General features: G+C 58.9%; 26 protein-coding genes. 18 read left to right on the top strand and 8 right to left on the bottom strand.

The features are described from left to right. Positions 1–230: 230 nt before the first annotated feature. Positions 231–662, top strand: coding sequence for an OsmC family protein (locus GTU76_RS04415; RefSeq protein ID WP_016983453.1), 432 nt, complete (start codon positions 231–233; stop codon positions 660–662). Positions 663–903: 241 nt separating this feature from the next. Beyond that, on the top strand, positions 904–1,143 hold the full coding sequence (locus tag GTU76_RS04410) for a DUF1161 domain-containing protein (RefSeq protein WP_016983452.1): 240 nt from the start codon (positions 904–906) through the stop codon (positions 1,141–1,143). 6 nt (positions 1,144–1,149) lie between these two features. On the opposite strand, the gene GTU76_RS04405 is transcribed toward GTU76_RS04410, so the two are convergent. Together GTU76_RS04405 and GTU76_RS04400 are read right to left on the bottom strand one after the other, a co-directional pair. Further along, positions 1,150–1,569, bottom strand: coding sequence for a PA0061/PA0062 family lipoprotein (locus GTU76_RS04405; RefSeq protein ID WP_180698133.1), 420 nt, complete (start codon positions 1,567–1,569; stop codon positions 1,150–1,152). Positions 1,570–1,609: 40 nt separating this feature from the next. Continuing rightward, the gene (locus GTU76_RS04400) at positions 1,610–2,032 is read right to left on the bottom strand and encodes a PA0061/PA0062 family lipoprotein (protein WP_016983450.1); all 423 of its coding nucleotides are present in this window, start codon (positions 2,030–2,032) and stop codon (positions 1,610–1,612) included. 59 nt (positions 2,033–2,091) lie between these two features. On the opposite strand from GTU76_RS04400, the gene GTU76_RS04395 reads away from it, so the two are divergent. After that, on the top strand, positions 2,092–3,174 hold the full coding sequence (locus GTU76_RS04395) for an aminopeptidase (RefSeq protein ID WP_180698132.1): 1,083 nt from the start codon (positions 2,092–2,094) through the stop codon (positions 3,172–3,174). 96 nt (positions 3,175–3,270) lie between these two features. Here the strand turns inward: GTU76_RS04395 and GTU76_RS04390 are convergent, their stop codons facing one another. Both GTU76_RS04390 and GTU76_RS04385 read right to left on the bottom strand, forming a co-directional pair. Continuing rightward, complete coding sequence (locus tag GTU76_RS04390) at positions 3,271–3,921, bottom strand: HAD family hydrolase (protein WP_016983448.1); 651 nt, start codon at positions 3,919–3,921, stop codon at positions 3,271–3,273. A gap of 28 nt (positions 3,922–3,949) precedes the next feature. Then, positions 3,950–4,495: a gamma carbonic anhydrase family protein gene (locus tag GTU76_RS04385; RefSeq protein ID WP_016983447.1), complete on the bottom strand. Its 546-nt coding sequence runs from the start codon at positions 4,493–4,495 to the stop codon at positions 3,950–3,952. A gap of 88 nt (positions 4,496–4,583) precedes the next feature. On the opposite strand from GTU76_RS04385, the gene prlC reads away from it, so the two are divergent. The 3 genes from prlC to GTU76_RS04370 all read left to right on the top strand — a co-directional run bounded on the left by prlC (position 4,584) and on the right by GTU76_RS04370 (position 9,079). Further along, a complete protein-coding gene (prlC, locus tag GTU76_RS04380) occupies positions 4,584–6,635 on the top strand; it encodes an oligopeptidase A (RefSeq protein WP_180698131.1) in 2,052 nt (683 codons plus the stop codon). Further along, positions 6,632–6,922 carry a YheV family putative zinc ribbon protein gene (locus GTU76_RS04375; protein ID WP_016983445.1) on the top strand — a complete coding sequence of 97 codons (291 nt, stop codon included), beginning with the start codon at positions 6,632–6,634 and terminating at the stop codon, positions 6,920–6,922. Before prlC ends, GTU76_RS04375 begins: the two co-directional genes overlap by 4 nt. 111 nt (positions 6,923–7,033) lie before the next feature. Next, a complete protein-coding gene (locus GTU76_RS04370; protein WP_180698130.1) occupies positions 7,034–9,079 on the top strand; it encodes a M3 family metallopeptidase in 2,046 nt (681 codons plus the stop codon). Here GTU76_RS04370 and GTU76_RS04365 read toward each other — a convergent pair. Then, entirely contained in the window at positions 9,066–9,710 is a 645-nt protein-coding gene (locus GTU76_RS04365; protein WP_180698129.1) for a dual specificity protein phosphatase family protein, read from the bottom strand. The genes GTU76_RS04370 and GTU76_RS04365 overlap by 14 nt on opposite strands. Before the next feature lie 305 nt (positions 9,711–10,015). Here GTU76_RS04365 and GTU76_RS04360 point away from each other — a divergent pair, with 305 nt between their 5' ends. The 4 genes from GTU76_RS04360 to GTU76_RS04345 all read left to right on the top strand — a co-directional run bounded on the left by GTU76_RS04360 (position 10,016) and on the right by GTU76_RS04345 (position 14,996). Then, positions 10,016–10,762 carry a gluconate 2-dehydrogenase subunit 3 family protein gene (locus GTU76_RS04360; RefSeq protein ID WP_180698128.1) on the top strand — a complete coding sequence of 249 codons (747 nt, stop codon included), beginning with the start codon at positions 10,016–10,018 and terminating at the stop codon, positions 10,760–10,762. Positions 10,763–10,764: 2 nt separating this feature from the next. Then, positions 10,765–12,549 carry a GMC family oxidoreductase gene (locus tag GTU76_RS04355; protein ID WP_016983441.1) on the top strand — a complete coding sequence of 595 codons (1,785 nt, stop codon included), beginning with the start codon at positions 10,765–10,767 and terminating at the stop codon, positions 12,547–12,549. Between the two features lie 12 nt (positions 12,550–12,561). Further along, positions 12,562–13,863: a c-type cytochrome gene (locus tag GTU76_RS04350; protein ID WP_016983440.1), complete on the top strand. Its 1,302-nt coding sequence runs from the start codon at positions 12,562–12,564 to the stop codon at positions 13,861–13,863. Between the two features lie 74 nt (positions 13,864–13,937). Further along, a complete protein-coding gene (locus tag GTU76_RS04345) occupies positions 13,938–14,996 on the top strand; it encodes a PA0069 family radical SAM protein (RefSeq protein ID WP_016983439.1) in 1,059 nt (352 codons plus the stop codon). 105 nt (positions 14,997–15,101) lie between these two features. On the opposite strand, the gene GTU76_RS04340 is transcribed toward GTU76_RS04345, so the two are convergent. Then, positions 15,102–15,431 (bottom strand): hypothetical protein, encoded by a 330-nt coding sequence (locus tag GTU76_RS04340; RefSeq protein ID WP_016983438.1) that lies wholly within the window; start codon positions 15,429–15,431, stop codon positions 15,102–15,104. Positions 15,432–15,903: 472 nt separating this feature from the next. Between GTU76_RS04340 and GTU76_RS04335 the strand changes: the two genes are divergently transcribed. Then, positions 15,904–16,632, top strand: coding sequence for a carbonic anhydrase (locus GTU76_RS04335; protein ID WP_007911720.1), 729 nt, complete (start codon positions 15,904–15,906; stop codon positions 16,630–16,632). A 90-nt stretch (positions 16,633–16,722) separates the two neighbouring features. Further along, positions 16,723–18,249 carry a SulP family inorganic anion transporter gene (locus GTU76_RS04330; RefSeq protein WP_016983437.1) on the top strand — a complete coding sequence of 509 codons (1,527 nt, stop codon included), beginning with the start codon at positions 16,723–16,725 and terminating at the stop codon, positions 18,247–18,249. Positions 18,250–18,377: 128 nt separating this feature from the next. Here GTU76_RS04330 and GTU76_RS04325 read toward each other — a convergent pair whose 3' ends face one another. Then, complete coding sequence (locus tag GTU76_RS04325) at positions 18,378–19,010, bottom strand: hypothetical protein (RefSeq protein ID WP_016986468.1); 633 nt, start codon at positions 19,008–19,010, stop codon at positions 18,378–18,380. Between the two features lie 369 nt (positions 19,011–19,379). On the opposite strand from GTU76_RS04325, the gene coxB reads away from it, so the two are divergent. The 4 genes from coxB (at position 19,380) to GTU76_RS04305 (ending at position 23,755) form a co-directional block, all read left to right on the top strand. Beyond that, the gene (gene coxB / locus GTU76_RS04320; protein ID WP_180698127.1) at positions 19,380–20,507 is read left to right on the top strand and encodes a cytochrome c oxidase subunit II; all 1,128 of its coding nucleotides are present in this window, start codon (positions 19,380–19,382) and stop codon (positions 20,505–20,507) included. An 82-nt stretch (positions 20,508–20,589) separates the two neighbouring features. After that, on the top strand, positions 20,590–22,176 hold the full coding sequence (gene ctaD, locus GTU76_RS04315; RefSeq protein ID WP_016986466.1) for a cytochrome c oxidase subunit I: 1,587 nt from the start codon (positions 20,590–20,592) through the stop codon (positions 22,174–22,176). 114 nt (positions 22,177–22,290) lie between these two features. Then, a complete protein-coding gene (locus tag GTU76_RS04310) occupies positions 22,291–22,842 on the top strand; it encodes a cytochrome c oxidase assembly protein (protein ID WP_180698126.1) in 552 nt (183 codons plus the stop codon). Between the two features lie 25 nt (positions 22,843–22,867). Further along, a complete protein-coding gene (locus GTU76_RS04305) occupies positions 22,868–23,755 on the top strand; it encodes a cytochrome c oxidase subunit 3 (RefSeq protein ID WP_016986463.1) in 888 nt (295 codons plus the stop codon). Between the two features lie 9 nt (positions 23,756–23,764). On the opposite strand, the gene GTU76_RS04300 is transcribed toward GTU76_RS04305, so the two are convergent. Then, positions 23,765–23,968 (bottom strand): twin transmembrane helix small protein, encoded by a 204-nt coding sequence (locus GTU76_RS04300; protein ID WP_007911731.1) that lies wholly within the window; start codon positions 23,966–23,968, stop codon positions 23,765–23,767. Between the two features lie 71 nt (positions 23,969–24,039). Between GTU76_RS04300 and GTU76_RS04295 the strand changes: the two genes are divergently transcribed. Further along, entirely contained in the window at positions 24,040–24,780 is a 741-nt protein-coding gene (locus GTU76_RS04295; RefSeq protein ID WP_175552784.1) for an SURF1 family protein, read from the top strand. Next, the gene (locus GTU76_RS04290) at positions 24,746–25,339 is read left to right on the top strand and encodes a hypothetical protein (RefSeq protein WP_026000699.1); all 594 of its coding nucleotides are present in this window, start codon (positions 24,746–24,748) and stop codon (positions 25,337–25,339) included. The genes GTU76_RS04295 and GTU76_RS04290 overlap by 35 nt, the downstream gene beginning before the upstream one ends. Positions 25,340–25,346 lie beyond the last annotated feature (7 nt).

The raw sequence follows: 25,346 nt of genomic DNA, 5'->3' as shown, positions 1-25,346 counted from the left end.
CCGAGTGAGGAGGCAGGTTTTTCTTGCGAACGAAAACCTGCCAAATCCATAAGCGTGCTTAGTGCAATAAGGGCATATACCCGAGTTTCAATAGCAGTGACGAAATTTCCTACTAAAAAAGTCAACGATTCAGCCGGGCTGAACTTTGTTCCGGCGTCTATCCTCAGAAGCCTTGCAAGTAAAAACCACGACGACGCGGCGTTTCCGCGTCAGATCTTGAGGAGGCAGACATGGCTATCGTGAAGAAAGCATCCGCACATTGGGCTGGCGATCTGAAAACCGGCATCGGCTCGATCTCCACTGAAACCGGTGTCCTCAGAGAAGCACCGTACGGTTTCAAGGCGCGCTTCGAGGGTGGCAAGGGCACCAACCCGGAAGAACTGATCGGCGCGGCGCATGCCGGCTGCTTCTCCATGGCGTTTTCGATGATTCTGGGCGATGCCGGCCTCAAGGCTGACAGCATCGACACCCAGGCTGAAGTGACCCTCGATCAGGTTGATGGTGGCTTCGCGATCACAGCGGTGAAGCTGATCCTGAAGGCGAAAATTCCTGGGGCGACCCAGGCGCAGTTTGAAGAACTGAGCAACAAGGCCAAGGAAGGGTGCCCGGTGTCCAAGGTACTTAATGCGAAGATTACTTTAGACGCTTCGCTGGTCAGCTAATTTGTCGCTGGCTGATCTGACGCCTTCGCGAGCAGGCTCGCTCCCACAGGGATTCATGTGGCACACAGGTCCAATGTGGGAGCGAGCTTGCTCGCGAAGGCAATTTCACAATCAACCCGGAGCTTGAAACCGAAGACACAAGTTGTGAGCGAAGTCAGAACCCTCGCTGTAAAAATATGGTCGAATAAGTGACAGCAGCTTTAGCGCACGCCCGTGCGCGCTGCCTCAGGGAGCTTCACTCATGAAACGTATTGGCTTGGCGATCCTCTGCAGTGCACTGGCCACTTCTGTTATTGCGGCACCCAAAAGTTGCGAAGAACTGAAAAACGAAATCGAAGTGAAGATTCAGGCCAACGCCGTGCCCTCCTACACACTGGAAATCGTAAGCAAGGAAGAAGCCGCAAAACATGACATCGCCATGGTGGTCGGTTCATGCGAGAACGGCACCAAAGCGATCATCTATCAGAAGAACGACTCCTGATAACGCTTAAGGCACGCAGTTGATCTGCCGTTCTTCGGCAACGATCCGCCCCTGACGATTGATCAACCGGGCGCTTGGCGTGAAGGCCAGCGAGCGTGCTTCGAGCCGGTAACGTTGCCCGGCTTCGAAGTGGTCATAAGGCACGGTCATGTAGCACAGGCGCTCCTGCGGATCGGAATCCATTCCCTGACCGCCGCCGAAAATCTCGAAATCGAAGCGCACCGTCAGTTCATGGCTGCCCGGGGTGACCTGGAAAAAACGCCCGTCGCGCAGACGCTGATTATCCAGGCGTTCAGCCATCAACACCTTGCCGCCGGGTGTCGGCATCGAAAAGTCGACCCAGGCCATTTGCGGATCGACCGCTGGAAGCGGGCTCTGACAGCCGGCAAGCACACTTCCTATCAGCAACAACGTCAACCTGCGCATGATCAATGTCCTTTGATGTGGACATCCAGCATACCGCCGATCAGGTCTTCTGGCAGCCCGCCGGCGTGCCCTGCCCAACGACTTTGCGCTGCTCATCATAAAGCTTGGCCCAAGGCCGGAAACCGATGCTGCCCGCCTGCAACTGATAGCGCTGGCCGGCATTGAAATCCTTGAATTTCACGTTCAACTGGCAATCGCGCCACAACGGTTCGGCGTCCGGACCGATGTTGGTCGCCTCAACCGGGAATTGATAACGCACTTTCAATTCATGGCTGCCGGGCTGTACTTCGAAGTAACGTTTGTCGACAGTTTGTTGGGCATCGACTTGCAGCGCTTGCAACGCCGTGTCCTGCTGTCGTGCATCAAGATCGATCCAGGCTTGCGAAGGGTCGGGATCGGGTATTCCGAAATGGGCACAACCGGCCAGCGTCAGCAGGCCTCCTGACAGCATCAACATGCGCATAGCAGTGCTCCTTAAGGCGGGATAGTCTTGCGGGCAGACTCTCCGGGGGATTTCTTATTTTGATCAGGCCGTTTCCAAGCCTTGGGTTACTTGATCGCGTTTTTCGGGTTTTGTTTCCGGGTGTGTTGTTTTTGTTGCTCAACGGTTGCGCCAGCGTCAGCTATTACGCTCAGTTGGCCAGCGGTCAGTTGCAATTGCTGCAGGCGCGCGAGCCTGTGGAAAAGGTGATCAACGACCCGAACCGCGACGCGACACTGCGCGCGCACTTGGCTCAATCGCAGAAGGCCCGCGCCTTTGCCAGCGAGCATCTGCACTTGCCGGATAACCAGAGCTATCGCCTGTACGCCGACATCCATCGACCGTATGTGGTGTGGAATGTGTTCGCCACTCAGGAGTTCTCCCTGACGCCGCAGAACCATTGCTTCCCGATTGCTGGCTGTGTGGCTTATCGCGGTTATTACAGCCAGAGCGCTGCGCGCGGTGAAGCGGCGATTCAGCGCCTGCAGGGCATGGATGTTTCGATTGGCGGCGTTGAGGCTTACTCGACGCTGGGCTGGTTCAACGATCCGATCCTTAACTCGATGATGGGCTGGGGCGATGAGCGCCTGGCCACGCTGATCTTTCATGAGCTGGCGCATCAGCGCTTTTATGTGAAGGACGACACCGAGTTCAATGAGTCGTTTGCCACGTTCGTCGAACAGGAAGGTACGCGGCAGTGGCGGGCGTTTCGTGGGTTGCCGGCGGATACCGATTCACGGCTGAAACAACGCGATCAGTTCATCGAGTTGGTGCTTGATGTGCGCTCACGGCTTGAAAAATTGTATGCCCAGGCTCTGTCAATCGATCAGATGCGCGAACGCAAAGCGGCCGAGTTCGAACGGTTTCGCCGCGATTATCGGCTGATGAGGGACAGTCAGTGGGCCGGAGACAAACGTTATGACGCCTGGGTGAATGCGCCGCTGAACAATGCGCGGTTGTTGCCGTTTGGGCTGTATGACCAGTGGGTGCCGGCGTTTTCGGCGTTGTTCAAACAGGTTGGGGAGAATTGGGTGAGATTTTATGCAGAGGTTGAGCGGTTGGGTGGGTTGCCGGCGACTGAGCGTAAGGCGGCTTTGAAAATGTTGGCAGATCCAAACAGTTGAGTTGATTGGGAGTAAGTCATCGTGAGCAGGCTCACTCCTTCATTAGGGGAATGCGTTCCAAATGTAGGAGTGAGCCTGCTCGCGATTGCAATCTAATCAGCGCCGCAGAAATGCCCGATGCAACTCGTCCAGCGTTTCAAAGTGATAGGCCGGCGCCTCCGCGCTCAACTCTTCAAAACTGCCAAACCCATAACCGACCGCCGCCGCATCCAGCCCGTTGCTGCGCGCCCCGATCAGGTCATGCTTACGATCACCGATCATCAGCGTATTCGCCGGATCCAGCCCCTCTTCCTTCATCAGGTGCGCAATCAGCTCGACCTTGTTCGTGCGCGTGCCATCCAGTTCGCTGCCGTAAATCACTTTGAAATGCCGGGCGAAATCAAAGTGCCGGGCAATCTCGCGGGCGAATTCCCATGGCTTCGAAGTCGCGATATACAGCTGCCGCCCTTGGCCACTGAGGGTTTCCAACAACGGCGTCACACCCTCGAACACACGGTTTTCATACAGACCAGTGACCTTGAAGCGCTCGCGATAGAAATTCACCGCCTCCCACGCCTTGGCCTCATCAAAGTCATAGAACTGCATAAACGCCTGCAACAGCGGCGGGCCGATGAAGTGTTCCAGTTTGCTCAGATCCGGCTCATCGATACCGAGCTTGGCGAGGGCGAACTGGATGGAGCGGGTGATGCCCTCACGCGGGTCGGTCAGGGTGCCATCAAGGTCGAACAGTACGGTTTGGTAATGCATGAGAAATCCTGAGCAGGTGTAGGGCGATTCAGAGCTTGTCGTAGCCTTCGGCCAAATGCAGGTCCTTGAGCTTCACGTAGTTGCCAGCGCTGTAAGTGAAGAAGGCTTTTTCCTTGTCGGTGAGCGCCCGCACCTGTTTCACCGGGCTGCCGACATAAAGGAAGCCACTTTGCAGATGCTTGCCCGGCGGCACCAGGCTGCCAGCGCCGATGATCACGTCGTCTTCAACTACCGCACCGTCCATGACGATGCTGCCCATGCCGATCAACACGCGACTGCCGACGGTGCAGCCATGCAACATGACTTTATGGGCGATGGTCACGTCATCGCCGATCAGCAGCGGGAAGCCGTCCGGGTTGAACGGGCCGGCGTGGGTGATGTGCAGCACGCAGCCGTCCTGGACGCTGGTGCGCGCCCCGATGCGGATGCAGTGCATGTCGCCACGGATCACGGTCAGCGGCCAGACCGAGCTGTCTTCACCGATTTCGACGTCGCCGATGACCACCGCCGAGGCGTCGACAAACGCGCCTTTGCTCAAGCGCGGGGTGTGATTCTGGTACTTGCGAACGGACACGATAATTTCTCTCTCTGTCGCCGATAGCTGCGGTGAATGCCGATTGTAATTAAGATGGTTGCATGTTTCCCCAGCCAAGGTGCCAACCGTGAGCGTGAACAACCCTCTGCTGCAGTCCTACGACCTGCCACCGTTCTCCACGATCCGTGCCGAACACGTCTTGCCAGCCATTGAAACGATCCTGGCCGACAACCGCGCCGCCATTGCCGAAATTCTCAAGACTCAGGTTCAGAACCCGACCTGGGCCGGCCTGGTCCTGGCGATGGATGAACTCAATGACCGCCTCGGCGCTGCCTGGAGCCCGGTCAGCCACCTCAACGCCGTGTGCAACAGCGCCGAATTGCGTGAAGCCTACGAGTCGTGCCTGCCAGCCCTTAGCGCCTACTCCACCGAGATGGGCCAGAACCGCGAGCTGTTCCAGGCTTATGAAGCACTGGCCAACAGCCCGGAAGCCGCCAGTTTCGACGTGGCGCAGAAGACTATTCTGGAACACGCCCTGCGTGACTTCCGTCTGTCGGGTATTGACCTGCCGGAAGCCGAACAGAAACGCTACGCCGAAGTGCAGAGCAAACTGTCCGAACTGGGCAGCCGCTTCTCCAATCAACTGCTCGACGCCACTCAGGCATGGACCAAGCACGTCACCGACGAAGCCGCCCTCGCCGGCCTGACCGACTCGGCCAAGGCGCAAATGGCTGCCGCTGCTCAGGCCAAAGGCCTCGACGGCTGGCTGATCACCCTGGAATTCCCGAGCTATTACGCGGTGATGACCTACGCGCAAGACCGCGCGCTGCGTGAAGAAGTCTACGCCGCCTACTGCACCCGCGCTTCGGATCAAGGCCCGAACGCCGGCCAGAACGATAACGGCCCGGTGATGAAAGAGATCCTCGACCTGCGTCAGGAACTGGCCAAGCTGTTGGGTTTCGCCAGTTTCTCCGAACTGAGCCTGGCGACGAAAATGGCCGAGTCCAGCGATCAGGTGCTGAGCTTCCTGCGCGATCTGGCCAAGCGCAGCAAACCGTTCGCCGCACAGGATCTGCAACAGCTGCGCGCCTACGCCGCCGAACAGGGCTGCGCCGATCTGCAAAGCTGGGACAGCGGTTTCTACGGCGAAAAGCTGCGTGAACAACGCTACAGCGTTGCTCAGGAAACCCTGCGCGCCTACTTCCCGATCGACAAAGTGCTGGGCGGTCTGTTTGCCATCGTTCAGCGTCTATACGGCATCGAAATCGCCGAGCAGAAAGGCTTCGACACCTGGCACCCGGACGTGCGCCTGTTCGAAATCAAGGAAAACGGCCAGCACGTCGGCCGATTCTTCTTCGACCTCTATGCCCGCGCCAACAAGCGTGGCGGTGCCTGGATGGACGGCGCCCGTGACCGACGCCGCACCGTCGACGGTGTCCTGCAAAGCCCGGTGGCCAATCTGGTGTGCAACTTCACCCCGGCCGACAGCGGCAAACCTGCGCTGCTGACCCACGATGAAGTGACCACGCTGTTCCACGAATTCGGTCATGGCCTGCATCACCTGCTGACCCGCGTTGATCATGCCGGCGTTTCCGGGATCAACGGCGTGGCGTGGGACGCGGTCGAGCTGCCGAGCCAGTTCATGGAAAACTGGTGCTGGGAGCCGGAAGGCCTCGCGCTGATTTCCGGTCATTACGAAAGCGGCGAGCCGCTGCCACAGGACCTGCTGGAAAAAATGCTTGCGGCGAAAAATTTCCAGTCCGGCCTGATGATGGTCCGTCAGCTGGAGTTCTCGCTGTTCGACTTCGAATTGCACGCCACCCACGGTGACGGCCGCAGTCCGCTGCAAGTGCTCGAGGGCGTGCGTGACGAGGTGTCGGTGATGCGTCCGCCAGCCTACAACCGCTTCCCGAACAGCTTCGCGCACATCTTCGCCGGTGGTTACGCGGCGGGTTACTACAGCTACAAGTGGGCGGAAGTGCTGTCGGCGGATGCCTTCTCGAAGTTTGAAGAAGACGGCGTGCTCAACGCAGAAACAGGTCGCGCCTTCCGTGAAGCGATTCTGGCGCGCGGCGGTTCGCAGGCACCGATGGTGCTGTTCGTCGACTTCCGTGGCCGTGAGCCGTCGATTGACGCACTGTTGCGCCACAGCGGCCTGAGTGAGGACGCGGCAGCATGAGTGAGGGACCTGTGATTACCAAGAAACGCTTTATCGCCGGGGCAGTCTGCCCGGCGTGCAGCGAGCCGGACAAGTTGATGATGTGGAACGAAGACAGCGTGCCGCACCGTGAATGTGTGGCCTGCGGATATTCGGATACGCTGAACGAACAAGGCCTGTCGGTTCCCAAAGAGTTGGGCACGCGAGTTAACACCAGCGCGCTCAAGCCGACGGCGGACAAGACCGTCCAGGCGGTGCAGTTCTTCCCCAATCCGAAATTGAAAAAAAAGCCTGACGAACAACACTGAGTCACTGCCACCTTCCACCACTTGCTGGTGGAAGGTGGTAACTATGTACCGCCCTTCCCCTGCGTTTTCTCCCTAGGCTGGCACTTTCAGTCACGCCTCAAGGAAGACGCCATGCCTGACACCAATCCGCTGTTACAACACTGGACCCTGCCTCCGTGGTCGGCGATACGCGCCGAGCATCTGGCGCCGGCAATCAACGTGATCGCTGCCGATAACCGCCGGATCATTGCCCAAGTGATCGCCAGCCAGACCGAACATCCGGGCTGGGACGATCTGGTGGTGGCCGTCGATGAAGCCGATGCTCGTCTGGATGAAGCCATGGGCGTCATCGAGATACTCTCGACGGTCAAAGTCGACGACATCGATTGGCTCAGGGAAAGCGCCTTGTGCAGCCTCACCGCGGCCCGATACAAGGCCGAAAAGACCGCCAATCTGGCGTTGTATCGTACTTACCAACGGCTGGCCACCAGCTCGATTGCAGCAAGTTTCGATGGTCAGCGCCAAGCCTCGCTGGCGAAGATTCTGCGCAAGTTCCGCTTGTCCGGGATTGAACTGCCAACTGCGCAACAGCAAAACCTTGCCCGCCTGAACCGCGATATCCGGCGTCTGGAACAACTGTTCCTGAGCAATCTGGAGCAGGCCAGCGCCGCATGGCACAAACGCATCGACGACGTCACGCAGCTCGACGGTTTGTCTGCTGCGGTGAAAGCGCGGCTGGCGCTCAATGCCAAAGAGGCAGGACACGACGGCTGGCTACTCACGCTGGATCAGAACACCTATCGGCAGATCATGACTCATGGGCAAAACAGGGCACTGCGGGAAGAGTATTTCACTGCGTGGTTCACCCGGGCATCCGATCGCGGCCGGCAGCCGGACAAAGCCGACAATGATCCGGTGCTGACGTTGCTGGTCGCCTTGCGTCACGAGAAAGCCAGATTGCTGGGGTACGAGAATTTCGTCCAGTTTCGCCTTGAAAACCGCATGGCCACCTCGCCCGAGCAAGTCGGCACCTTTGTCCGACAGCAAGCCGCATTGAATACGCCGGCCTTGCTGCGCGACGCCCAGGCCCTGAACGCATTCGCGCTGACACAGGGGATTGCGCCGGTACAGGCATGGGATGAAGACTTTCTCGCCGAGCAGTTACGCCTCCAGCAATTGAACGGTGCACTCAAGGGCCTGCGTCAGTATTTTCCGCTCGAGGGTACGTTGCGCCGGCTCTGTCGGTTCAGCGAGCGTATGTTCGGTGTTGATATCATCGAACAGACGTCTGCCGAGCACTGGCATGAAAGCATTCGGCTATTGGAGGTGCGCGAACACGGGCAAGTGATCGGGTATATCTACATCGACCCTTATCACCGCGAAGATGCCGCCGACTACGCATTCACCAGCGCCTTGCGCATCCGCCGGGTCAATGCCGAAGGGCGTCCATCACTGCCGATTGCCCGCCTTTACAGCAACTTTCCTGCCGCCACAGACGAGCATCCGTGCCTGCTCTCCCACGAAAATCTGCGGGTGCTGTTCCACGAGTTCGGTCACTGCTTACAACATGTTCTGACGCGCTCGCCCCATCGCAACCTGTCGGGCATATCCCAGTTGGGCCGCGATACGGCCGAGTTCGCCGGGCAGCTGTTCGAACACTGGTGTCTGTCACCCGAGTTTCTGGTGTGGCTGGGAGCTCATTATCAGAGCGGCGAGCGGTTGACGTTGGCGCGAGTCAACACAGCCCTGACGGCCATTGGTGCTCACACCAGCCGGACAACCGCCATGCTGTTGATGTCGGCATTATTTGATCTGCAGTTACATCGCAGCCATGGCGATGGTCGCAGCATTGAGCAAATATTCGAGGACGTGCAACGCGAGAACCCACACCTGCAAATGTCGGGCTATTACCGCTTCGCCTATGGATTTGACTACCTGGCGACCGGCTACGAGGCATCGGTCTATGCCTACAAATGGTCAGGCGTACTGGCTAGCGAAGTGTTCAAACGGTTTCGACGCGAAGGCCTGTTCGCCCCCCAGACGGGACGGGATTTTCGCGAGGCGTTCTTCTCCCCCGGCGATTCCCGCTCATTGCTGAACTCGGCACATGCGTTTCTTGGCGAGCCGGTCAATGCTCAACTGTTTGCAGCCGCGACACCTGCACTTACTTCAGATTGACCGTCTGAAACCAGCTCTTCATCGAGCAGGTCGCGAACGCGCTGGTGCTGCAATCGCCATTAGCCAGCGCGGTGCGCAATTTGTCGACATCGACCTGCATCATATAACGCACGCTCTCGCGAAAATGCCCGCTTTCACCAAAGCCGCCCTGGGTCATCTCGCTCAAGGCGTCTTCTTTGCTCCAGCCCTGCACCACAACGCGATACATCGCCGCCATCAACCCGGTGCGGTCAGAACCGTGCTTGCAATGCATCAGCACCGGGCCGCTGGCCTCTGCAGTCTGAATCGCACGCAGGGTCTTGAGTACATCGGCATCGTCAACGTGATTGGTGCGGTAGGGCAACTGCACTTGATTGATGCCGGAGTCGGACAACCAGTTGCTGTCTGCTTCCGGTAGAAAGTTGATCACCGTGGCGACCTTGAGATTTTTCAGCAACGGCACCGCGCCGTCATCCGGCAATGCGCTGCGATAGAGCGTCGGCGACATCTGGAACAGGTTGTATTGCACTTCGACCGGTTGTGCCCACTCAGTCGGGCGAACCGTCGATGCCGTCTGCGCCTGGACCGCTATCGAGGGCAACAGCGCTAAAAATGATAAACACAAAGCAGGGAGAAAACGCACTCGGGACATGCTGGGGTGACCGTGTCGGGATTCATCGATGAGGAGAAACACAGCTTCGGCGTCGGGCGGTCAAAGCCCTGTGAGGCGCCTGTCAAAGAAACGTGAATCCGCACGCTTTCCAGCACTGCCGTAAAGAAAACCGGTGTTTTTTCCGCTGAATCGGTTTATCCGGAAGCTTAGCCTGCTACCATTTGTCACATCATGTTGCAGACGCGTCCCCTTTCTCCGGGTCAGACCGGATCCGTCTCGACGAAAATTCCTCAAGCCGCTCGCAGAAGCGGCTGTCCTCTAATGCCTGATGAGGTGCACCCCCCATGTCTGATGAAGATCGAGACAACCCGCGGCGCGAGTTTTTGCGCAAATCCCTGACCCTGATTCCGGTGGTCACTTTGGCCGGTACCGGTCTGGGCAGCAGCGTCCTGCAAGCGGCACCTGAAGTGGCACCTGCTGCGCCCGCACCGCAATCGGCTCGCACTGATGCCAGCGCTTACCAACCGAGCTATTTCACCGCTGAGGAATGGGCGTTTATCAATGCCGCCGTCGCGCAATTGATCCCCAGCGATGCCCAAGGCCCGGGCGCGCTCGAAGCCGGTGTGCCGGAGTACATCGACCGTCAGATGAACACGCCGTACGCCGCCGGCGCCCTTTGGTACATGCAGGGCCCGTTCAATGCCGACGCCGCGCCGGAAATGGGCTGGCAGAGCAAACTGGTGCCCAAAGAGATCTATCGCCTCGGCATCGCCGCCTCGGATCAGTGGGCAAAATCCCTCAACGGTAAAGTATTTGCCGAGCAAGACAGCGCTACCCGAGACGATTTGCTCAAACAACTCGAAGCCGGCAAGCCGCAATTCGATGCGGTTCCAGCAAAGATTTTCTTCAACCTGCTGCTGCAAAACACCAAAGAAGGGTTCTTCTGCGACCCGATCCACGGCGGCAATAAAGGCATGGTCGGCTGGACCATGATCGGCTTTCCCGGCGCCCGCGCCGATTTCATGGATTGGGTGGAACGCAACGAGCAATACCCCTTCCCGGCAGTTTCGATTCGCGGCGAGAGGGCGTAAGCATGGCAACGGTAATGAAGAAGGTTGACGCAGTCATCGTCGGTTTCGGCTGGACCGGCGCGATCATGGCCAAGGAACTGACCGAAGCGGGTCTCAACGTGCTGGCGCTGGAGCGCGGGCCGATGCAGGACACCTACCCCGACGGCAACTATCCCCAGGTGATCGACGAACTCACCTACAGCGTGCGCAAAAAACTCTTTCAGGACATCTCGAAAGAAACCGTCACCATTCGCCACAGCGTCAACGACATCGCCCTGCCGAACCGCCAGTTGGGCGCGTTTCTGCCGGGCAATGGTGTTGGCGGCGCCGGCCTGCATTGGTCGGGCGTGCACTTCCGCGTCGATCCGATCGAGTTGCGCATGCGCAGCCACTACGAAGAGCGCTACGGCAAAAGCTTTATCCCCAAAGACATGACCATCCAGGACTTCGGCGTCAGCTATGAAGAACTGGAACCGTTCTTCGACTTTGCTGAAAAAGTCTTCGGCACCTCCGGCCAGGCCTGGACGGTGAAAGGCCAACTGGTCGGTCAGGGCAAGGGTGGCAACCCGTACGCGCCGGATCGCTCCAACCCGTTCCCGCTGGAGGCACAGAAGAATACGGTGTCCGCACAGCTGTTCGGCAAAGCGGCGACAGAAGTCGGTTACAAACCCTACAACCTGCCGTCCGCGAATACTTCCGGGCCGTACACCAATCCCTACGGCGCGCAGATGGGGCCGTGCAACTTCTGCGGTTTCTGCAGTGGTTACGTGTGCTACATGTATTCCAAGGCTTCGCCGAACGTGAATATTCTGCCGGCGCTAAAACCGCTGCCGAATTTCGAGCTGCGGCCTAACTCGCACGTACTACGGGTCAATCTCGACAGCACGAAATCCAAAGCCACCGGCGTGACCTACATCGACGGTCAGGGTCGCGAGATCGAGCAACCGGCGGATCTGGTGATCCTCGGCGCGTTCCAGTTGCACAACGTGCGTCTGATGCTGCTGTCCGGCATCGGCAAACCGTACGACCCGATCAGCGGCGAAGGCGTGGTCGGGCGTAACTTCGCCTACCAGAACATGGCGACCATCAAGGCGTTCTTCGACAAGGACACCCACACCAACAACTTCATCGGCGCCGGCGGCAACGGCGTGGCGCTGGACGATTTCAACGCCGACAACTTCGACCACGGCCCGCACGGCTTCGTCGGTGGCTCGCCGATGTGGGTCAACCAAGCCGGCAGTCGGCCGATTGCCGGCACCTCGAACCCGCCGGGCACTCCGGCCTGGGGCAGCGCTTGGAAACGCGCGACCGCCGATTACTACACCCACCAGGTGTCGATGGACGCCCACGGTGCGCATCAGTCCTACCGTGGCAACTACCTTGATCTCGATCCGGTGTACCGCGATGCCTACGGTTTGCCGCTGCTGCGCATGACCTTCGACTGGCAGGAAAACGACATCAAGATGAACCGCTTCATGGTCGAGAAAATGGGCAAGGTCGCTGAAGCAATGGGGCCGAAAGCGATTGCAGTGATCGGCAAGAAGGTCGGCGATCACTTCAACACCGCCTCTTACCAGACCACCCACCTTAACGGTGGCGCAATCATGGGCACCGATCCGAAGAAGAGCGCGCTGAACCGCTACTTGCAGAGCTGGGACGTGCACAACGTCTTCGTCCCTGGCGCCTCGGCATTCCCGCAGGGCCTTGGCTACAACCCGACCGGGCTGGTTGCTGCGCTGACCTATTGGTCGGCGAAGGCGATCCGCGAGCAATACCTGAAAAACCCCGGCCCGCTGGTTCAGGCTTAAGGAGCGACGACCATGAAAAATCTCGTTATCGCGACTTTGGCGCTGCTCGGCAGTGCGTCGATCCATGCAGCTGACGTTGATCAAGCTTTGATCAAACAAGGCGAATACCTTGCCCGCGCCGGTGACTGCGTGGCTTGCCACACCGCAAAGAACGGCAAACCGTTCGCCGGTGGCCTGCCAATGGAAACGCCGATCGGCACGATCTACTCGACTAACATCACTCCGGATAAAACCGGCGTCGGTGATTACAGCTTCGAAGACTTCGACCAGGCCGTGCGCCATGGCGTCGCCAAAAACGGTAGTACCTTGTACCCGGCGATGCCGTATCCGTCCTATGCCCGTGTCAGCGAAACCGACATGCAAGCGCTGTACGCGTACTTCATGCACGGTGTCGCACCGGTCGCGCAGGAGAACAAGGCCAGCGACATACCGTGGCCGTTGAGCATGCGCTGGCCGCTGATGGGCTGGCGCTGGATGTTTGCGCCGAAGGTCCAGGACTATAAGGCGACCGGTGACGATGACGTCATCAACCGTGGCGCCTATCTGGTCGAAGGCCTTGGCCATTGCGGTGCCTGTCACACACCGCGTGCGCTGACCATGCAGGAAAAATCCTTGAGCGCGGCCGATGGCAGTAACTTTCTGGCAGGCAGTGCGCCGCTGGAAGGCTGGATCGCCAAAAGCCTGCGCGGTGATCACAAGGACGGTCTGGGCAGTTGGAGCGAGGAGCAACTGGTGCAGTTCCTCAAGACCGGGCGCAGCGACCGCAGCGCGGTGTTCGGCGGCATGAGCGATGTGGTCACCCACAGCATGCAATACCTGACCGATGCCGACCTGACAGCGATTGCCCGCTACCTCAAATCGCTGCCGGCCACTGATCCGAACGATCAACCGCATCAGTACGATGAGAAAGCCGCCAAAGCCCTGTGGAATGGCGACGACAGCCAGCGCGGAGCGGCCGTGTACATCGACAACTGCGCGGCGTGCCATCGCACCGACGGCCACGGCTACACCCGCGTGTTCCCGGCGCTGGCGGGCAATCCTGTATTGCAATCGGAAGACCCGACTTCGCTGATCCACATCGTGCTCAAGGGCGGTACGTTGCCGGCGACGCACACGGCACCGTCGACCTTCACCATGCCGGGTTTCGCCTGGCGCCTGTCGGATCAGGAAGTGGCGGACGTCGTGAGTTTCATCCGTGGCAGTTGGGGCAACAAAGGCGCGCCGGTGAAGGCCGCCGATGTCGCCGAACTGCGCAAGGAAGATATGAAACACACCTCCAGCGATGACCTCGGTCAGGTGACGCAACACAACTGACCAGTCGCCCGACGGCACTAGCCAGACGCGCAACGCCCCGATACTGTGTGTATATACAGTATCGGGGCGTTTTCATGTCTACTCCATTGCCACCTCGCGGTCGCGGTACCGCCAGCAACCCGCACAACCGCTTCGCGCCAAACCGTTCAGTGGCGGAGGATGACGGCTGGTATCAGGAAGTGCCGTTGACCCAAGGCACCGAGGTGATGATCGAAACCGCGAAAACCATCATTACCCGCAACACTTCACCGGATCTGCCCTTCGATCGTTCGATCAATCCCTATCGAGGCTGCGAACACGGCTGCATCTATTGCTATGCGCGGCCCAGCCACGCCTATTGGGACATGTCACCGGGGCTGGATTTCGAAACGAAACTGATCGCCAAGACCAACGCCGCCCAAGTGCTGGAAGAACAGCTCGGGAAAAAAGGCTATCAATGCGCGCCGATCAATCTCGGCTCCAATACCGACCCGTATCAGCCGATCGAACGCGAATACAAGATCACCCGGCAGACCCTTGAGGTGCTCTTGCGCTATCGGCACCCAGTGACCATCGTCACCAAGGGTTCGCTGATCCTGCGCGACCTCGACCTGCTCACTCGGTTGGCAGAGCAACGGCTGGTAGCCGTGATGATCAGCCTGACCACGCTGGATGACGAGCTCAAACGCATCCTGGAACCGCGTGCCGCCGCACCCAAAGCGCGGTTGCGAGCCATTCGGGTGATGCGCGAGGCCGGCATTCCGGTGGGCGTGCTGTGTTCGCCGATGATTCCGATGATCAACGACAGCGAAATCGAAAACCTGCTCACCGAAGCCCACGCCGCCGGTGCGCAAAGCGCTGCCTACATGATGTTGCGTCTGCCGCTGGAAGTGGCGCCACTGTTCGAAGAATGGCTGGCAGCGCACTATCCGCAACGTGCTGCGCATGTGCTGAGCCTGATCCGCCAGAGCCGTGGCGGCGAGCTGTACGACAGCCGTTTCGGTGCGCGGATGCGAGGTGAAGGGGTATTCGCCGACCTGCTCGCGCAGCGATTTGCCAAAGCCATAAAGCGTCTTGGCATGAATCATCGCGAAGGCTACAACCTCGATTGCACGGCCTTCTGTCCGCCGGGTCGCCAGATGGCATTGATCTAAGAGCAACTGGCTAAGCGCTGAGTCAACGCAACCAATCGAAATGAACGAATGAAATACTTGAAAGCCGAGGCCAACATGAAAGTTCACGCTGACCTCGGCGATGACTCAGGGCTTGATAATACTGTTATACGCCTTGGCCAGGGCTGCCAGTTTCGCTGTGTCTTGAGAATCAATATCGCCGTCGCCGTCGATGTCGCTTGCGACAGGTGCAACGTTAAACGTTCTACCGCGATTACGTGAGATGGCCCCTACTATCCTGGAATCTACCAGCGTCTCCGTCACTTCATTAGTGAGCGGGTCGCGATGCTCTTGTTTGGTCGCCAATTGCATCGTAATCAAAATGTCAGATCTTGAACCGTTAGCGTGTAAACCCTCAATCACTGTGCGATCGAGGAAGATGCCTCGAATACTTTTTCCACGCGCAATACTTGTCATTTAAAACTCCATTTTTATCTGATTTGCCATCATGGCAGCCCTCATAATACGAGCCGATTGCCAAAAAACCATCGGACATCTGTTTCGTAAAATATGTATCGCAAGGAGGCTTGTTGCCTGACGTCTTGAACAGATCGGGCCATACCTCCACCGAACGGAAGGGCATACGCACGCGCACGCAGGGATTGTTAATCCGCCTTCTGTCCGCCGGGTCGCCAGATGTCTTTGATTTAGCGACAATTGGCCTATGGTTGAGGGGTTGGAATCCTTCCGCCGAAATCACCCAGTCACGTTTTTTGTGACCTGGAACACACGCTCTAGAGCGTTTGATTCAGTTTGAGTTAAGTTTCGGCGGCTACCTTGTTCATCGAGTGACTGACGGGTCGGGATGACCCGGATGTTTTAAACAGCCACTGGCTTCATACCGGAATACATGGGAATGACTCCCCTAATCCGCCAAAGAGGATGAATCATGAGTGACAAGGATAAACAGCCGTTGGCTGCGTCGGCGCAAACCCCTGAAGCGGAATCCGCCGATGCAGCGCTGCGACAGATCGTAGACGGCTTTTTGCATTTTCATCATGAGGTCTTCCCACAGCAGGAAGAACTCTTCAAGAAACTCGCCACGGCCCAGGCGCCCAAAGCGATGTTCATCACTTGCGCCGACTCGCGCATCGTCCCCGAGCTGATTACTCACAGCTCGCCCGGCGATCTGTTCGTGACCCGTAACGTCGGCAACGTCGTGCCGCCTTACGGGCAGATGAACGGCGGCGTTTCCACCGCAATCGAATACGCGGTACTGGCGCTCGGCGTACAGCACATCATCATCTGCGGCCACTCCGATTGCGGCGCCATGCGTGCAGTGCTCAATCCGGACAGCCTGGAAAAAATGCCGACAGTCAAAGCCTGGCTGCGCCACGCTGAAGTCGCGAAAACCATGGTGCATGAAAATTGTAACTGCGCCGACGAAAAAGAAAGCATGCCGATCCTCACCGAGGAAAACGTCATTGCCCAATTGCAGCACTTGCGTACCCATCCTTCGGTAGCCTCGCGCATGGCGAACGGTCATTTGTTCATCCATGGCTGGGTCTACGACATCGAAACCAGCGAAATCAAAGCTTACGACGCGGATCAGGGACGTTTCCTGCCGCTCGACGGCAGCCATCCGATTCCGGTGGCGACGCCTAAAGCGCGCTTCTAAATCCTCCTAAACATCTGTGTGGTTTGACGCCGGTCGCTGATTCAGCGACCCGGCCTCGCCATGCCTGAAGAAAACTTCGGGAGAATCGCCATGCGTGCGGCTCAATTGAAAGCGGTGTTGCCACGGGAGCTGCTTGCTTCAGTGGTTGTGTTTCTGGTCGCGTTGCCGCTGTGCATGGGTATCGCAATTGCGTCAGGGTTGCCACCGGCCAAAGGCCTGATCACCGGGATCATCGGTGGTCTGGTGGTCGGTTGGCTGGCGGGCTCACCGTTGCAGGTCAGCGGGCCGGCGGCGGGTCTGGCGGTGTTGGTGTTTGAACTGGTGCGCCAGCACGGCATCGAGATGCTCGGGCCGATTCTGTTGCTCGCCGGTTTTCTGCAACTGGTCGCCGGCCGATTGAAACTGGGCTGCTGGTTTCGGGTCACGGCGCCAGCGGTGGTGTACGGAATGCTGGCGGGGATTGGCGTGTTGATCGTGCTGTCACAGGTACACGTGATGCTCGATGCGTCACCGAAACCTTCAGGGCTGGATAACCTCACGGCATTCCCGGCGGCTGTGGCGCAGGCCTTGCCGTCGTTTGGCTGGCAGGCCGGGCTGTTGGGGCTGTCGACGATTGCGGTGATGTGGCTGTGGGAAAAATTCCGCCCACATTCGTTGCGCTTCGTGCCCGGGGCATTGCTCGGTGTCGGGCTGGCGACAGGCGCAAGTCTGCTGCTGGCGTTGCAGGTGAAACGCGTTGAAGTGCCGGCGAATCTGGCCGAAGCCATCGATTGGCTGAAACCGGCGGACTTGCTCAGCCTGGCCGATCCGACGCTGCTGATCGCCGCGTTCGCCGTGGCGTTTATCGCCAGCGCCGAAACTTTGCTGTCCGCCGCAGCGGTGGATCGCATGCACAGCGGCGTGCGATCGGACTTCGACCGTGAACTGTCGGCGCAAGGTGTCGGCAACATGCTCTGCGGTCTGCTCGGCGCGCTGCCGATGACCGGGGTGATCGTGCGCAGTTCGGCCAACGTCCAGGCCGGCGCGACCACGCGTTACTCGACGATCTTCCATGGCCTGTGGCTGCTGGCATTCGTGTTGTTGCTGTCGAGTGTGCTGCAAAGCATTCCGGTGGCGAGTCTGGCGGGGGTGCTGGTGTACACCGGGTTCAAACTGGTCGATCTCAAGGCATTTCGAGGTCTGGGTCGTTATGGGCGGATGCCGATGTTCACCTACGCGGCGACGGCCCTGGCGATCATCTTCACTGACCTGCTGACCGGGGTGTTGATCGGTTTCGGTCTGACGATGTTGAAGCTGGCGTTCAAGGCTTCGCGCCTGAAGATCAGCCTGATCGATCTGCCGCAGGACGGCGAAATGGAGTTGCGTCTGGTCGGTGCGGCGACATTCCTCAAGGTGCCGGCGCTGACGCAAGTGCTGGGCAGTATTCCGCAGGGCACGACGGTGCATGTGCCGCTCAATAACCTGAGCTACATCGACCATTCGTGTCTGGAGTTGCTGGAAGAATGGGGCCGGGCGAATGCGGCGAAGGGCTCGAAGCTGTTGATTGAGTCGCGCGGGTTGAAGCGCAGGCTTGAGGGACGGATTCGAACCACCACCGGTATCGGTGCGGCCGGCTAAATCTGCTGGTTGAACTCAACCCCTGTAGGAGTGAGCCTGCTCGCGATGGCGGTGGGTCAGTCAACAAAGATGTTGATTGATCTATCGCCATCGCGAGCAGGCTCACTCCTACATTGGATCGTGTGAACTCAGGCAGCGGGCTGATCCAGTTCCAGGCCCACACCCAGTCGACGGCCCATGCACGGCCAGCGTTTCCACGCGGCGCCGGTGTCCGGGCTGCTGAGTTTTTCGCGGTAGGCTTCCACCGATTCCAGTGCAAAGCTGTCATCGTCGAGCATGCTGTCCACCGCGTGGTGGACGACTTCATCCAGTTCGTTGGCAAATTTCTCACCGAGCAACTGGTGAGCAATCAGATTGGCGACCGTCATGTCCAAGGGGATCAGTGGCTGGCCGAAATGCTTGATGTACAGGTCGTTGACCTCTTCGACAAAGCGGTGCGCCAGATAGGCCTCGTCCAGCAGATGTTCCAGGCCAACCGGAGGCTGGAGGAAATACTGCTCGGCAATTTTCAGCACCGGTTTGATCTGTGACTCGATTCCCGCTTCCCTGGCAACTTCATTGGCTGCGTCCAGCAGGTCAGGTACTTCATCGATGTAGGCTTCGACAAAACGCGTCAATACAGCCTTGGCATCGGTCTCCGGCAATTGGATTGACGGGTGTAGATGAGGCAGTTGTTCTTCCAGCTGACGGGTCAGCCGTCCGGTTTCGTTTTCGTGTTGTCGGGCTTTTTTAATCTGCTCGCGCAATGCGGCGGTGTTCATGAAAACTCCAGGAAACAAGGCAATGAAATAGGGAAGACATAACTTAGCTGGCTTACGAAAAATGCTAAGACGCATTTGTCATAATTATTTCATCCTTGATGCACCTGCGTTATATCGATTTGCCACCACTCGTCTGCATCCTTCTCCATTCGTGCCCTTGAACGCAAGTGGCAGCTGTTTCACTTGATTTACGTGTGCACATTGCAATTTCCCGTCGCTGTCTATACTCGCCAGTGAATGGAGTTAGCTGATGACGCCCGACTGCACCCGCAGCAAGGCCCGGCGATTCAAGTTCGTAGTCTGATGCAGCCGCTCCCTTGCCGCAGGCGAAAGCCGGCGGGATAACAAGAACGATAAGGGGAACCCGCAATGATGCGACATCCACACGTCTGGATGGGCCTCCTGTTGTGGTCGATTTTCAGTCCGGCGCACGCCGCCTGGACTGTGAATATGGCGCCTGGAGCGACTGAAATCAGTCACGCAGTATTCGACCTGCACATGACCATTTTCTGGATCTGTGTGGTGATCGGGATCATCGTCTTCGGCGCCATGTTCTGGTCGATGATGGTGCACCGCCGGTCTACCGGGCAGGTCGCCGCAAAATTCCACGAAAGCACCACCGTCGAAATTCTCTGGACCGTCGTACCGTTCCTGATTCTGGTGGCAATGGCCGTGCCGGCGACCGCCACCCTGATCAAGATGTACGACACCAGTGAGCCGGATATCGATATCCAGATCACCGGTTATCAGTGGAAGTGGCACTACAAATACCTGGGCCAGGACGTCGAGTTCTTCAGCAACCTGGCCACCCCCGCCGAGCAGATCCACAACAAGGAAACCAAGGGCGAGCACTACTTGCTCGAGGTCGACAAGCCGTTGGTGCTGCCGACCGGGGCCAAAGTGCGCTTCCTCGTAACGTCCGCCGACGTTATCCACTCCTGGTGGGTGCCGGCCTTCGCGGTGAAACGCGATGCGATCCCGGGGTTCGTCAACGAGGCGTGGACGCGCATCGACAAGCCCGGCATCTACCGTGGCCAGTGCGCCGAACTGTGCGGCAAGGATCACGGCTTCATGCCGATCGTGGTCGAGGTCAAGGACAAGGCCGACTACGACAAGTGGCTCGCCGATCGCAAAGCCGAAGCCGCGCAGCTTAAAGAGCTGACCAGCAAGGAATGGACCCTCGACGAACTCAAGGAACGTGGCGACAAGATCTATCACACCACCTGCGTCGCCTGTCACCAGGCCGAAGGTCAGGGCCTGCCGCCAATGTTCCCGGCGCTCAAGGGCTCGAAAATCGCCACCGGACCGAAAGAAGGCCATCTGAGCATTGTCTTCCACGGCAAGCCCGGCACCGCCATGGCGGCGTTCGGCAAACAGTTGTCGGAAGTCGATATCGCAGCGGTCGTGACCTACGAACGCAACGCCTGGGGCAACAACAAGGGCGACATGGTCACGCCAAAAGAAGTGCTGGAGCTGAAACAGGCGGAAAGCAAATGAGCCGGTCTATCGCGTACCTCGTGAACCGGTCGGGGCACTGCGCCCCGGCCTGCCCCACTCACTCACGTAAAGGAGACCGGCCATGAGCGCTGTCATCGATGACCACGGTCATGCCGACCACGCCCACGGTCCCGCCAAAGGCCTGATGCGCTGGGTGCTGACCACCAACCACAAGGACATCGGCACGCTGTACCTGTGGTTTGCGTTCTGCATGTTCCTGCTCGGCGGTACGTTCGCGATGGTGATTCGCGCCGAACTGTTCCAGCCGGGGCTGCAAATCGTCGAGCCGGCGTTCTTCAACCAGATGACCACCATGCACGGTCTGGTGATGGTCTTCGGTGCGGTGATGCCGGCCTTCGTCGGTCTCGCCAACTGGATGATCCCGTTGATGATCGGCGCGCCGGACATGGCCCTGCCCCGGATGAACAACTTCAGCTTCTGGCTGTTGCCGGCGGCGTTCCTCATCCTCGTGTCGACCCTGTTCACTCCCGGTGGCGGGCCGAACTTCGGCTGGACGTTCTATGCGCCGCTGTCGACGACCTACGCGCCGGAAAGCGTGACCTTCTTCATCTTCGCCATCCACTTGATGGGCATCAGTTCGATCATGGGCGCGATCAACGTGATCGCGACCATTCTCAATCTGCGCGCGCCCGGCATGACGCTGATGAAAATGCCGCTGTTCGTCTGGACCTGGCTGATCACCGCATTCCTGCTGATCGCGGTGATGCCGGTACTGGCCGGGTGCGTGACGATGATGCTGATGGACATCCACTTCGGCACCAGTTTCTTCAGTGCTGCCGGTGGTGGTGACCCGGTGCTGTTCCAGCATGTGTTCTGGTTCTTCGGGCACCCGGAGGTATACATCATGATCCTGCCGGCCTTCGGCGCGGTCAGCTCAATCATCCCGACCTTCTCGCGCAAACCGCTGTTCGGCTACACCTCGATGGTCTACGCGACGGCGAGCATCGCCTTCCTTTCCTTCATTGTCTGGGCGCACCACATGTTCGTGGTCGGCATTCCGCTGGTGGGCGAGCTGTTCTTCATGTACGCCACGCTGCTGATCGCGGTGCCGACCGGGGTGAAGGTGTTCAACTGGGCCAGCACCATGTGGCAAGGCTCGCTGACCTTCGAGACGCCGATGCTGTTTGCCGTGGCGTTCGTGATCCTGTTCTCCATCGGCGGTTTCTCCGGATTGATGCTGGCCATCGCCCCGGCGGACTTCCAGTATCAGGACACCTATTTTGTGGTCGCGCATTTCCACTACGTGCTGGTGCCGGGGGCGATCTTCGGGATCTTCGCCTCGACCTACTACTGGCTGCCGAAATGGACCGGCCACATGTACGACGAAACCCTCGGCAAACTGCATTTCTGGCTGTCGTTTGTCGGCATGAACCTGACCTTCTTCCCGATGCACTTCGTGGGACTGGCGGGGATGCCGCGACGGATTCCGGACTACAACCTGCAGTTCGCCGACTTCAACATGGTTTCGTCGATTGGCGCGTTCATGTTCGGTGCCACGCAGATCTTCTTCCTGTTCATTGTGATCAAGACCATTCGCGGCGGCCCGCCAGCACCGGCCAAACCGTGGGATGGGGCGGAAGGTCTGGAGTGGAGCGTGCCGTCACCGGCGCCGTATCACACCTTCACCACACCGCCGGAAGTGAAATGACTGTGGGAGCGAGCTTGCTCGCGAAGAACGATAACTCGGTTTCACTGAGAAACCGGAGCGCCTGCTTCGCGAGCAAGCTCGCTCCCACAGAGATTCATGTGGAGGCTGAAAATCATGGCTGACTCGGTATCGATGAAAAAACTCGTCACCCGCCTGCTCGGGGTGGTGGTGGCGATGTTTGTTTTCGGCTTTGCCCTGGTGCCGATCTACGACGTGATGTGCAAAGCCTTCGGCATCAACGGCAAGACCGCCGGGCAGTACGAGGGTGAGCAGGTGGTCGACACTTCGCGTCAGGTCCGTGTGCAGTTTCTGTCGACCAACACCGCGGATATGCCATGGGACTTCTACCCTAAGCACGATGAGCTCACCGCCAATCCCGGCGCGGTCAACGAGATGATCTTCATCGCGCGCAATCCCACCGACAAACCGATGAGTGCGCAAGCCGTGCCGAGTATCGCGCCAAGCAATGCGGCGGCGTATTTCCACAAGACCGAATGCTTTTGCTTTACCCAGCAGGTGCTGCAGCCCGGTCAACAGATCGAGATGCCAGTGCGCTTCATTGTTGACCGTGACATGCCCAAGGATGTGAAGCACCTGACGCTGTCCTACACGCTGTTCGATATCACCGCCCGACATCCGCCGGTGGCTGTAAACACTGGCGGTTGAGCGTGCCCGATAAGGAGAACAATAAATGGCAACTCATGAGCACTATTACGTACCGGCCCAGAGCAAATGGCCAATCATCGCGACCTTCGGCATGGCCATTACTGTCTACGGCCTGGCTGTCTGGTTCAACGATCTGAAGGCGGCGCGCCCGGAATCCCACGGGCCGTACATCTTTTTCGTCGGTGGCCTGTTGCTGGCGTACATGCTGTTCGGCTGGTTCGGTACGGTGATCAAGGAAAGCCGCGCGGGACTCTACAGCGCGCAGCTGGATCGCTCGTTCCGCTGGGGCATGAGTTGGTTCATCTTCTCCGAAGTGATGTTCTTCATCGCCTTCTTCGGTGCGCTGTTTTACGTACGCCACGTCTCCGGGCCGGCGCTCGGCGGTGAAGGCACCAAAGGCATCGCGCACATGCTCTGGCCGAACTTCCAGTTCACCTGGCCGCTGCTGCACACGCCGGATCCGAAACTGTTCCCGCCGCCGAAAGAAGTCATCAGCCCTTGGGGCCTGCCGCTGATCAACACGATCCTGCTGGTCAGCTCCAGCGTGACCATCACCATCGCCCACCATGCCTTGAAGAAGGGCCATCGCGGCGCACTGAAAATCTGGCTGGCGATCACCGTGCTGCTCGGCTGCGCATTTCTCGGCTTCCAGGCTGAGGAATACATGCACGCCTACCACGAACTGGGCCTGACCCTCGGTTCGGGTATTTATGGCGCGACGTTCTTCATGCTCACCGGTTTCCACGGTGCCCACGTGACCATCGGCACGATCATTCTGTTTGTGATGTTGATGCGGATCATGAAGGGCCACTTCGACAACGAGCACCAGTTCGGCTTCGAAGCGGCGAGCTGGTATTGGCACTTCGTCGACGTGGTCTGGATCGGTCTGTTTATCTTCGTCTACGTACTCTGAGGATCACCACTACCAAGGCGCATGCGACACCAGTTGGCCGCTATAAAAGCCCCAGGCGATCAAGCCGACGGTGGCGGCGGCCAATGCCACCCGAACACTCAAGGCGATGACCAGGCGATTGGAACTGCTGTCGTCCTTGACCAGGAAAAACAGGCCGCTGAACAGGCTGATCACCGTGGCAATCAGCATCAGGACGATCGCTGTTTTGAGCATGGGAAGAACTCCGGGGGACAGGCGATGCAATTGAGTATAGCGATCGCAACGACTGACTTTGTGGCACAGCCATGAAGCGCTTTCGCCCGGGCGTGATACCGACCGTAGTGGTGGCGTTGTTGCTGCCGCTGCTGGTGTCGCTGGGCTTCTGGCAACTGAGCCGGGGCGCCGAGAAAAGCGCCCTGCTCGCCAGTTACGCCGAACGCCGCGCGGCCGAACCGATGGCCAGCAGCGAGTTGTTGAGCAGTGCCGATCCGGCCTATCGCCGCGTGCATCTGCACGGTCAGTTCGATGCTGCGCACAGTTTGTTGCTGGATAACCGCCAACGTAACGGCAAGGTCGGCGTCGAGTTGCTGCAACCGTTTCAGGATCAACGCACCGGCCAATGGCTGCTGGTCAATCGCGGCTGGTTACCGTGGCCGGATCGCCGCGTGCCACCGCAATTCACCACGCCCACAGAGGCGTTGAATGTCGATGCCTGGGTCTACGTCGCTCCCGGCGCGACTTTCCAGTTGCACGCCGATCCGGTCAGCAACACCTGGCCGCAAACCATCACCGCCGTCGAGCCGGCCAAGCTGTGGAAAACCCTCGAGCGTGACGGCTTCGCCTACGAATTACGCGCCGAACCCGGCCCGGCCAGCTACGAGGCCGATTGGCCGGTGGTTGCGATGGGCCCGGAAAAACACCTCGGTTACGCCGTGCAGTGGTTCGCCATGGCCACCGCCCTGCTCGGCCTCTACGTCTATTTGGGCTTGCACAACGCAAAGGAGAAACACCATGGGAACGGCCATGAATCCACCCAGCATGTCTGAGGCGAAGCCTGCCGCCACCCGTCGTCGCGGGCGCATTCAGCTGCTGCTGATATTGCTCGGCGTGATCGGCCCGATGGTGCTCGCCACCGGCATGTACAAATTGCAGTTCTGGGTACCGGAAGGTCGCAGCTATCACGGCGAACTGATCGGCAACGGCCAGACCCGCGCCGACCTTGGCGTGCAGGCGGATGAAGAGCGCTGGCAGATGCTGGTCACCGCGCCGAAGGATTGCGCGGTGGATTGCCAGCAACTGGTGTATCTGGCGCGGCAGATCCAGATCGGCCTCGGTCGCGATGCCGGCCGCGCCAGCCACGCTCTCGCCGCTGCGCAACCGCTGAGCGCCGATTACGAAGCCAAGCTGACCCGCGAATATCCGCAGCTGCAACGATATCCGCTGGACGCTACAACGTTCAGTAAAACCACGGGCGACAAGGCCACGCCGCAACTGTGGATTATCGACCCGCACGGCAACCTTGTGCTGCGCTACGAGCCGAATGTGAAAGGCAAGGATCTGCTCAACGACCTGCGTCATCTGCTGAAACTGTCGAACATCGGATAAGGGCATC

The organism is Pseudomonas crudilactis (assembly GCF_013433315.1).
In the GTDB taxonomy this organism is placed as follows: domain Bacteria; phylum Pseudomonadota; class Gammaproteobacteria; order Pseudomonadales; family Pseudomonadaceae; genus Aquipseudomonas; species Aquipseudomonas crudilactis.
Note: the sequence above shows the minus strand (reverse complement) of the source record. Positions and strands in the feature narration are given on the sequence as shown.